11 protein-coding genes are annotated in these 9,281 nt (G+C 71.6%); 8 read left to right on the plus strand and 3 right to left on the minus strand.

What is annotated here, in order from left to right:
• Positions 1-109: 109 nt before the first annotated feature.
• The 3 genes from mshB to ACQEVU_RS55940 all read left to right on the plus strand — a co-directional run bounded on the left by mshB (position 110) and on the right by ACQEVU_RS55940 (position 3,053).
• A complete protein-coding gene (mshB, locus tag ACQEVU_RS55930; RefSeq protein ID WP_433339378.1) occupies positions 110-1,063 on the plus strand; it encodes an N-acetyl-1-D-myo-inositol-2-amino-2-deoxy-alpha-D-glucopyranoside deacetylase in 954 nt (317 codons plus the stop codon).
• Entirely contained in the window at positions 1,060-1,929 is an 870-nt protein-coding gene (locus ACQEVU_RS55935) for a hypothetical protein (protein ID WP_433339379.1), read from the plus strand. Before mshB ends, ACQEVU_RS55935 begins: the two co-directional genes overlap by 4 nt.
• A gap of 659 nt (positions 1,930-2,588) precedes the next feature.
• Positions 2,589-3,053, plus strand: a complete 465-nt coding sequence (locus ACQEVU_RS55940; RefSeq protein WP_433339380.1) for a hypothetical protein — start codon at positions 2,589-2,591, stop codon at positions 3,051-3,053.
• Here the strand turns inward: ACQEVU_RS55940 and ACQEVU_RS55945 are convergent.
• Positions 3,050-4,012 (minus strand): GNAT family N-acetyltransferase, encoded by a 963-nt coding sequence (locus ACQEVU_RS55945; protein WP_433339381.1) that lies wholly within the window; start codon positions 4,010-4,012, stop codon positions 3,050-3,052. The genes ACQEVU_RS55940 and ACQEVU_RS55945 overlap by 4 nt on opposite strands.
• A 107-nt stretch (positions 4,013-4,119) precedes the next feature.
• On the opposite strand from ACQEVU_RS55945, the gene fdxA reads away from it, so the two are divergent.
• On the plus strand, positions 4,120-4,446 hold the full coding sequence (gene fdxA, locus ACQEVU_RS55950; RefSeq protein WP_433339382.1) for a ferredoxin: 327 nt from the start codon (positions 4,120-4,122) through the stop codon (positions 4,444-4,446).
• On the plus strand, positions 4,443-5,552 hold the full coding sequence (gene dapC, locus ACQEVU_RS55955) for a succinyldiaminopimelate transaminase (protein ID WP_433339779.1): 1,110 nt from the start codon (positions 4,443-4,445) through the stop codon (positions 5,550-5,552). Before fdxA ends, dapC begins: the two co-directional genes overlap by 4 nt.
• A gap of 24 nt (positions 5,553-5,576) precedes the next feature.
• Here dapC and dapD read toward each other — a convergent pair whose 3' ends face one another.
• Entirely contained in the window at positions 5,577-6,497 is a 921-nt protein-coding gene (gene dapD / locus ACQEVU_RS55960; protein WP_433339383.1) for a 2,3,4,5-tetrahydropyridine-2,6-dicarboxylate N-succinyltransferase, read from the minus strand.
• A gap of 34 nt (positions 6,498-6,531) precedes the next feature.
• On the opposite strand from dapD, the gene dapE reads away from it, so the two are divergent.
• Positions 6,532-7,599: a succinyl-diaminopimelate desuccinylase gene (dapE, locus tag ACQEVU_RS55965; RefSeq protein ID WP_433339384.1), complete on the plus strand. Its 1,068-nt coding sequence runs from the start codon at positions 6,532-6,534 to the stop codon at positions 7,597-7,599.
• Positions 7,600-7,606: 7 nt separating this feature from the next.
• Here the strand turns inward: dapE and ACQEVU_RS55970 are convergent, their stop codons facing one another.
• On the minus strand, positions 7,607-7,735 hold the full coding sequence (locus ACQEVU_RS55970) for a hypothetical protein (RefSeq protein WP_433339385.1): 129 nt from the start codon (positions 7,733-7,735) through the stop codon (positions 7,607-7,609).
• Between the two features lie 187 nt (positions 7,736-7,922).
• On the opposite strand from ACQEVU_RS55970, the gene ACQEVU_RS55975 reads away from it, so the two are divergent.
• Together ACQEVU_RS55975 and ACQEVU_RS55980 are read left to right on the plus strand one after the other, a co-directional pair.
• Positions 7,923-8,699, plus strand: a complete 777-nt coding sequence (locus ACQEVU_RS55975) for a TIGR00730 family Rossman fold protein (protein ID WP_433339386.1) — start codon at positions 7,923-7,925, stop codon at positions 8,697-8,699.
• Between the two features lies 1 nt (position 8,700).
• The gene (locus tag ACQEVU_RS55980) at positions 8,701-9,252 is read left to right on the plus strand and encodes a TIGR00730 family Rossman fold protein (protein ID WP_433339387.1); all 552 of its coding nucleotides are present in this window, start codon (positions 8,701-8,703) and stop codon (positions 9,250-9,252) included.
• Positions 9,253-9,281 lie beyond the last annotated feature (29 nt).

Consider the following 9,281-nt stretch of genomic DNA (forward strand, 5'->3'; position numbering starts at 1 on the left):
CGGCGGATTGTCATGTGATTGCCCCCCAACGTCACTCGCGGTGGCCGCCCGGTTACACGGATCGTGGTGCTTCGAAGAAGTGTCAGAGGTACGCCGTAGAGTTGCCCACGTGACCGCTCGGAGCATCCTGTTCGTCCATGCACACCCCGACGACGAGTCGATGGGGACCGGAGCCACGATGGCCCGCTACGCCGCCGCCGGCGCCCGTGTCACCCTGGTCACCTGCACGCTGGGTGAGGAGGGTGAGATCCACGTGCCCGCGCTGGCCGGCATCGCCGCCGCCGCGGGCGACCAGCTGGGCGGCTACCGGATCGCCGAGCTCGAGCAGGCCTGTCGCCACCTGGGCGTGAGCGACCACCGCTTCCTCGGCGGGGCGGGCCGCTACCGGGACTCCGGCATGATGGACACGCCCGCCAACAAGCACCCGCGCGCCTTCTGGGGCGCCGACCTCGACACCGCCGCCCGTGAGCTGCTCGAGGTGATCCGCGAGACCCGCCCGCAGGTCGCGGTCACCTACGACCCCAACGGCTTCTACGGCCACCCCGACCACATCCAGGCCCACCGCGTGCTGACCCGCGCCGTCGAGCTGGCCGAGGCCGAGGGGATAGCGCCCGAGAAGGTGTACTGGACCGCAGTGCCCCGCAGCGTCCTGGAAGCCGGCATGCGGGAGTTCCGCGACTCCTCCGACAACCCGTTCGCGGAGATCGAGCACCCGGAGGACCTGCCGTTCGGCACCGCGGACGCGGACATCGCCGCGCGGGTGGACGCCCATGAGTACGCGGAGGAGAAGACCGCCGCCCTGAAGGCCCACGCCACGCAGATCCCGCATTCGTCGTGGCTGTTCTCGATCGCGGGCAACTTCGGCGCCGAGTTCATGGGCGTCGAGTACTACCAGCTGGCGCGCGGCACGAAAGGCCCCGGCGTCGGCCCGCACGGCTGGGAGGAAGACCTGTTCGCCGGCCTCGACGTGGACACGCCCCGGGCAGCGGAGCCGCGCGTGCCGGCCGCGGTGTTGGAGACGGCCGCGCTGGGCGGCGCGGCGGGGGAGTCCGGGTCATCGTGACGACGAAGCGCAAGGGGTCTTCGCGGCCGCGGCCTCGCTCGGTTGCCGGTCTGGCTCCGGGCGGCCCGCCCGCCCCGATCGACGCCGTGGGCCCGCCGGGTGCCGGGACGTCGAACGGTGCCGCGCTGCCATCGGTTGCCGGGACGACGGACGGTGCCGCGCTGCCATCGGGTGCCGCGACGTCGAATGGCGCCGCGACGTCGAATGGCGCTGCGGCTTCGCCGGGGACCGTGGCGCCGGGTCGTGGCGAGCCGCTGTCGGGCGCCGGGGCGTCGAGCGGTAGCGGTTCGGCCGTGCCTAGTGGTGGCTGGACGCTGACGGATGGCGCAGCAACGCCGGAAGGTTCGGACATTTCGGGCGTTGCCCCCGAATCCGGGCTCGTCTGGCCCGAAGGGGGAATGCCTGACGATGGGGCCACGCGGAGCTCGATGTCGCCGGAGCTGGAGAAGGTCCTCGACATCGCGATCAGTGTCGCCGGGCTGATCGTCGCGACGCTGCTGGCCGGCGCGCTGGCGATCATCGAGGCGTTGTATTCCCCGCTGCGGATCGGCGGCGTACGGGTCCCGGTGTCCCTGGTCATGGCGGTGGTGACCAACCCGGTGCTGGGCTGGTTCGCGTTCACGACGACCAAGCGCCGGCTCGCCGCCCTGCTGCCGGCCGCTGTCTGGTGCGTGCTGTGGTTCCTGGCGGCCGGGCGTACGAGCGAGGGGGACCTCATCATCACCCAGGACAACTGGGTCGGGCTGTTGACGCTGTTCGCCGGGCCGCTGGCGTTCGCGGTCGGGATGTACATTTCGACGCTGCGCCATCGCGTCGTCAGGCCGCCTCGGGATCGGCCGGCCGCCTCGAATCCGGACGGCAACTAGCGAAACGCCGCGCCGCCGCCTCCCGCCTCGCCGCGGCGGGCGGGTCTGGCCGTGCCCTTCGCGCCGCGCCATCGGGCGGGCCGGGTCGGATGGGTCGGCCGAGCCCCTGCTGCGACGGCGCGCTGCACGGGTGCTGCACCGGCCGAGCGCCAGTGGAAGCCGAGCGCCAGTGGAACCGGACTCGCCGACGCCTGCGGGCTGCGTCGGCCGCTCCGCTCCGCGTCGCGAACGCCCCGCACGCGCTGTGACGGCGCGCTGCAAGGGTGCTAGATCGGGGCGTCGCATCGGGCGAGTCGTGCGCAGCGTCGGGCGTGGCGGGTCGGGCGGACCGCCTCCGCGCTGCATCCCTCCGGCTGCCGGGTCCTCTGCGCGTGCTGCCTCGGGTCCGCCGCGTCAGGCCGCGCCGCGGGGCTGTGGTCGAGTGCCGCGGCGCGCTTCGAGAGGTGTGTGGCGCGAGGGGAGTGAAATGGGCGGTGGCGAGTGGAAAGCAAGGGCGATGCCGGCGGGGTGAAATCGGGAGGGGAATGAGCGCCGCGGCGGGATCCAGGGAACTCCGAGGCGATGGGGGTTGCGCCGTGCAGTGTGGGCGAGTAGACACGTTTCCGCGCCGCGGGTGAGGTGGCGGACTGAAACGGGTCGCGGGTAACGGGAGGCGTGCGATGAAGGAGCGATGGCTGCCGGTCGGGCTGGTTGCGGCGGGCCTTTTCCTGGTCAATGTCATCGCGCGGCTCGTGGTGCGGTTCGCGGCCGGGGACGATGATGCCAAGCAGATCACCATCGGGCTCTGGGCGCTGTTCGCGGTCGGCGCGGTGATGATTCCGGTCGCGTTCTGGTACGGGCGGCGGGTGCCGATGATTCGCGTCGTTGCCGAGCTCGGGCTGGCCGTTGTCGTCGCGTGCCTGTTCGCCGTGCTCATCGGGCCGTTCGTGTCCGGGGTCGGGCCGTTCAGCAACGGGGTCGGGCTCGTTTTTCGGCAGTTCTTCTACTTCGTCGGGCTCTCCGCGATCGGGGCCGTGGTCGGGCTTCTGCTATTGATGACCACCGGGCTCGATTATCGTTCGCAGTCCTGGAAACGGTACATCGAGCGGGCCGGCACCAAGCCGCGCAAGATTGTCCGTCGCTAAGGGGAAACGAGCAGGCGGCGCGTCGCGTAGACGTGGTGCACGGTGAAGCCCAGGCGCTCGTACAGGCTGACGGCTGCCGTGTTGCGCTGCTCCACCTGCAAGTAGACGTCCCGGGCGCCCAAGGTTGCGGCCCATTCGGCCAGGGACAGCATCAGGGACTGGGCCAGGCCCCGGCGGCGGTAGCGCTCGTCCACGCCGATCAGGGACAGGCCCAGCCAGCGGGAGTCGTCGTCGGCCACGCAGCCGCGGGCGGTGGCCATGAGGGGGCCGTCCTCGGCGTACCAACTGGCGAACCGGACGTGGGGGACCCCGGTGAGGACGCCCACGGCCTTGGCGGGCAGCGGGCCCTTGCGGCCGCCCACGGCCGTGAGCCATTCCGCGGACGGTGACTCGGTCAGCTCGATCTGGGTGGCGCCGGCCCGGGACAGGGTCTCGATCAGCTCCGCAAGGCCCACCGTCATCACCTGGGTGAGCGGGTTGGCGGTCCAGCCGCGGCGCGACAGTTCGTCGTCGACGCGCTTGAACAGCGGCAACGGGACGCTCATGGCGGGGACGAGCGAGCGGTCGCGGTACCATTGTTGAACGAAGTCGATCGCCTCGGGCAGGGGAAGGTCGGGGTCGCCGACGGCGAGGGCCGAGTTGGCGCGCTGAGTCCAGCCGTCCGTCGCGCGCAAGATCCAGTCGCCGAGTTCACCGCGCTCCGCCGCGGGCCAGCCCTTCGCGGCGGCGGATTCGAGGGACTCCGTCGGGGTGAAACGGCGGCGAGGCGGGACCGGCTTGGCGCGGACGATCTCATTGATTGGAACGCGGACGGCGCCCGAGCGGGCACGCACTGTGAGATGCGTCTCGGTCGCTTCGAGCAGGTGGCCCAGAATGTCCGAAAACACGGGCCGAGCGTCTCGCATCCCGACGAATCGGCGCACGACGACGCGCTGTCCCACGTGTTGTGGCCCGAGCACGATCGACCTCCCGTGAACCTGGATACTAGGCTCGTACCGCCGCGGTAGGGATGCGGCGGGGTTTGCCAGCCCAGGCTGGCAGCCTCAGGCGCGAAAGAGGGCGACCCGTGACTTACATCATCGCCGAACCTTGCGTAGACCTGCTCGACAAGGCCTGCATCGAAGAGTGCCCTGTCGACTGCATCTACGAGGGCAACCGCATGCTCTACATCCACCCCGACGAATGCGTGGACTGCGGCGCCTGCGAGCCGGTGTGCCCGGTCGAGGCGATCTTCTACGAGGACGACGTCCCGGAGAAGTGGAAGGACTTCGTCGGCGCCAACTACACCTTCTTCGACGAGCTGGGCTCGCCCGGCGGCGCGTCGAAGGTCGGCAAGATCGAGAAGGACGCCGCGTTCGTGGCCGGCCTCCCGCCGCAGGAGCACGACCACTGACCGGCACCGTTGCTGCAGGAGCCCGGCGCGCACTGGCGGCCGGGCTACCGGATTTCCCGTGGGACCGGCTCGAGCCCGCGAAGGCCGCCGCCGCTCGGCATCCGGACGGGCTCGTCGACCTGTCGATCGGCACGCCGGTCGACCCGGTGCCGGCGCTCATCCGCGCGGCGCTGGCCGAGGCGTCCGACGCGCCCGGGTATCCGCTCACGGCCGGCACGCCGCAGCTTCGCGAGGCGATCCGCGGCTGGGTGACCCGCTGGTGCGGGCCCGGCTCGGACGCGTTCGGCGTGCTGCCCACGATCGGCTCGAAGGAGCTGGTCGCCTGGCTGCCCACGCTGCTGGGGCTCGGCCCCGCCGACACGGTGGTGATTCCGGGGGTGTGCTACCCGACGTACGAGGTCGGCGTGCAGCTGTCCGGCGCCAAGGTCGTGCGCGCGGACTCGCTGACCGCGCTCGGGCCGGCGCGGGTGAGCATGGTCTGGGTCAACTCGCCGTCCAACCCGACGGGCCGGGTGCTGCCGGAGGCGCACCTGCGCAAGGTCGTGCAGTGGGCGCGTGAGCGCGGCGCGATCGTGGTCAGCGACGAGTGCTACCTGCCGCTGCCGTGGGAGGCGTCCCCGGTGTCGATCCTGTCCGTGTGCGACGGGGTGTTCGACAACGTGCTCGCCGTGCACTCGCTCTCGAAGCGGTCGAACCTCGCCGGGTATCGCGCGGGCTTCCTCGCCGGCGACCCCGCCCTGGTCGACGAGATCCTCGCCGTGCGCAAGCACGCGGGCATGATCGTGCCCCAGCCCGTCCAGGCCGCCATGGTCGCGGCGCTGGGCGACGAGGGCCACGTCGCCAAGCAGCGCGAGCGCTACTCCCGGCGGCGGGAGATCCTGCGCGGGGCGTTCGAGCGGGCCGGGTTCTCGGTCGAGCATTCCGAGGCCGGGTTGTACCTCTGGCTGTCCCGCGGCGAAGACTCCTGGTCCACGGTCGACTGGCTGGCCGAGCGGGGCATCCTGGCCGCGCCCGGCGCCTTCTACGGCCCGGCCGGCGAGCGGCACATCCGGGTGGCGTTCACCGCGACGGACGAGCGCGTCGAGTCGGCGGCCTCCCGCCTCTGAGGTGGAAGGCCGCCGGCCCGCGGATCAGTTGGCGTGCAGCGCGGCGTTGAGCTCGATGCCGCGGCCCTGGCGCTCGCGCACCTCGAGGCGGCCGGACACCGAGTTGCGGATGAAGAGCAGGTTGCTCAGGCCGGACAGCTCGCGCGCCTTCACCACCCGTCCGTCGGGCAGGGTGAGCTTCGAGCCGGCGGTGATGTAGCAGCCGGCCTCGACCACGCAGTCGTCGCCGAGCGAGATGCCGATGCCCGCGTTGGCGCCGAGCAGGCAGCGCTCACCGAGGCTGATCGTCTCCTTGCCGCCGCCGGACAGCGTGCCCATGATCGAGGAGCCGCCGCCCACGTCGGTGCCGTCGCCGACGACGACGCCGGCCGAGATGCGGCCCTCGACCATCGACGTGCCCAGCGTGCCGGCGTTGAAGTTGACGAAGCCCTCGTGCATCACGGTGGTGCCGGGCGCCAGGTGGGCGCCGAGGCGGACCCGGTCGGCGTCGGCGATGCGCACGCCCGACGGCGTCACGTAGTCGACCATCCGCGGGAACTTGTCCACGCCGAACACGTTCAGCCGGCGCCCGGCCCGCCGCTCGCTCAGGCGCAGCTCGTCGACCTCGTCGGGCAGGCACGGGCCGGCCGAGGTCCAGGCGACGTTGGCCAGCAGGCCGAACTGCCCGTCGAGGTTGGCCTGGTGGGGCCGGATGAGGCGGTGCGAGAGCAGGTGCAGGCGCAGGTACACGTCGGCCGTGCTCGTCGGCGCGTCGCCGAGCGACTGGATCTCGACCCGGACCGGTTCGGACTTGTCAGAAATGTCTGAAATGCCGGAAACGTCGGCGGGAACGGCGCCGAGGCCAAGGCGGCCGGTGGGGAACCAGACGTCGAGTACCTGGCCGTTGGCGGCCACGGTGGCCAGGCCCAGGCCCCACGCGGGCGAGTCGATGTAGGCGGTCGTCACGTGAGCGAACGCTACCCCATCTAGTGTCAGAGCCATGCTCACCCGCGAAGTCCTCGCCGATCCCGTCGCCCTGACCCGCGCCCTCGTCGACATCGAGTCGGTCTCCGGCAACGAGGCCGAGATCGCCGACCGCGTCGAGGAGGCGCTCGCCGGCACGGACCTCAAGGTGGAGCGCTTCGGGCACACGATCGTCGCGCGCAGCGAGCTCGACCGGCCCGAGCGCGTGGTGCTCGCCGGGCACCTCGACACGGTGCCGCTGCACGACAACTTCCCGTCGCGCACCGAGGACGGGCTCATCTGGGGCTGCGGCACGTCCGACATGAAGGCCGGCACGGCGATCGCGCTGCACCTGGCCGTGACGGAGGCCGCGCCCCGCCACGATGTGACGTACGTCTTCTACGAGTGCGAAGAGGTCGACTCGGCGCGCAACGGCCTGCGGATCCTCGCCGACACGCGGCCGCACCTGCTGACCGATGCTTCCTTTGCGGTACTGCTGGAGCCGACCCACGGCCTGATCGAGGCCGGATGCCAGGGGACGCAGCGCGTGCTGGTGCGCACGAGTGGCAAGCGCGCGCACTCGGCCCGGTCGTGGCTCGGCGAGAACGCGATCCACAAGGCCGCCCCGATCCTGGAGCGCCTGCAGCGGTACCGCGACCGCACCGTCACCATCGACGGCTGCGAGTACCACGAAGGCCTCAACGCCGTGCGCATCGCCGGCGGCGTGGCCGGCAACGTGATCCCCGACGAGTGCGTGATCGAGGTCAACTTCCGCTTCGCGCCCGACCGTGACGAGGCCGCGGCCGAGGCGCACGTGCGCGAGGTCTTCGACGGCTTCGACCTGGAGTTCGTCGACTCGGCCCCCGGCGCGCTGCCCGGCCTGGACAACCCGGCGGCCCAGGAGCTGCTGGCCGCCACCGGCCGACCGCCGCGCGCGAAGCTGGGCTGGACCGACGTGGCCCGGTTCGCCGCGCTGGGCATCCCGGGCCTCAACTTCGGCCCCGGCGACCCCAACCTCGCCCACAAGCAGGACGAGCACGTCGAGCTGGACAAGATCGTCGAGGGCGCCGAGGTGATGCGCCGCTGGCTGCGCGGCGACGCCTGAGGCCGGTTCAGACCGGGTCCGGCGCCGGCTCCTCGGCCGCCGGGTCGAGCTGGCGCATCATGCGGCGGACCGCGAGCACCTCGCGGATCCGCCGGTTCATCTGCCGCTTCTGGCGGTCCTGCTCCGATCGTGTCATCCCGGTCACACCCCCACGTCCTGCCAACCGGTATATCGGGTAGGACCGCGACCGTAGGGGCGAACGTTGTCGTCCGCTCCCGATTTCTTACCGGAGCCGTCCGATCGCCGTGGCGCGGGTCGCATTGCACCACGCGAAAGGCGGGCTGGCGAGCCCCGCCGAGGGTGATCGACGTACCGTAACGGGCATGAGCGAGCCCAAGCGCAGCCGGCCGCGGGAGCGGCATCGGGGAATGGTGACGCTGCGACGCGACGCGATCCCGCCGAGCACCGCCGATCAGCGGCTGCTCGACTCGCACCTGCGGCACGAGTGGAAGACCAAGGACGCGTGGCGGGCGCTGCGCATCCTCAGCGAGTTCGTCGAGGGCTTCGACACCCTGGCCGACCTGCCCCCGGCCGTGAGCGTGTTCGGTTCGGCGCGCAGCAAGCCGGACAGCCCGGAGTACACGATGGGGGAGCAGCTCGGCGGTGCGCTCGCCCGGGCCGGATATGCCGTGATCACCGGCGGCGGGCCGGGCGTCATGGAGGCCGCGAACAAGGGCGTCGCCGACGCCGGCGGGCTCTCGGTCGGGCTGGGCATCGAGCTGCCGTTCGAGCAGGGCCTGAACGACTGGGTCGACATCGGCATCGACTTCCGGTACTTCTTCGCCCGCAAGACCATGTTCGTCAAGTACGCGCAGGCGTTCGTCGTCCTGCCCGGCGGCTTCGGCACGCTCGACGAGCTGTTCGAAGCGGTGACGCTGGTCCAGACGCGCAAGGTCACGCGCTTCCCGGTCGTGCTGATGGGCGTCGCCTACTGGCAGGGGCTCCTCGACTGGATCAAGGGCACCATGCTCCCGGACGGCAAGATCGGCCCGGAGGATCTCCAGCTGTTGTACCTCACCGACGACGTCGACGCCGTCGTCGCGCACATCCGCGAGGCGGCCGAGCACCTCGACGACGCCAAGTCGGGCGGGGGAAGCTGACGTGGCGGCGATCGGTGTGTTCTGCGCCTCGTCGCAGCGGCTCGAGCAGCGCTGGCTGGACCTCGCGTACGACCTCGGGGTCGAGATCGGCCGCCGGGGCCACGAGCTCGTCTCCGGCGGCGGCTGCGTCGGCATGATGGGCGCGGTGGCCGACGGCGCCCGGGCCGGCGGCGCGCGCACGTACGGCGTGATCCCCCAGTCGCTGGTCGACCTCGAGGTGGCCGACACCAAGGCCGACGAGCTCGTGGTCACCGACGGCATGGGAGTGCGCAAGACGCTGATGATCGACCGGGCCGACGCGTTCATCACGCTGCCCGGCGGCCTCGGCACGCTGGACGAGCTGTTCGAGGTCTGGACCACGGCCATGCTCAACCTGCACCGCAAGCCGCTGCTGCTGCTCGACGCCGACGGGTTCTACCGCGGCCTGCTCGACTGGCTGCGCGGCGTGACCAGTCAGGAGTTCGTCCGGCCCGAGGCGATGTCGATGCTGCTGACGTCGCGCGAGGTGGGCGAATCGCTCGATCTGGTCGAAGCGGCGCTGATCGGGGCGTAAGCCGAAAAACGCCGCGCCTGCTGCAGGCG

Source organism: Dactylosporangium sp. CA-139066 (genome assembly GCF_050936175.1).
In the GTDB taxonomy this organism is placed as follows: domain Bacteria; phylum Actinomycetota; class Actinomycetes; order Mycobacteriales; family Micromonosporaceae; genus Dactylosporangium.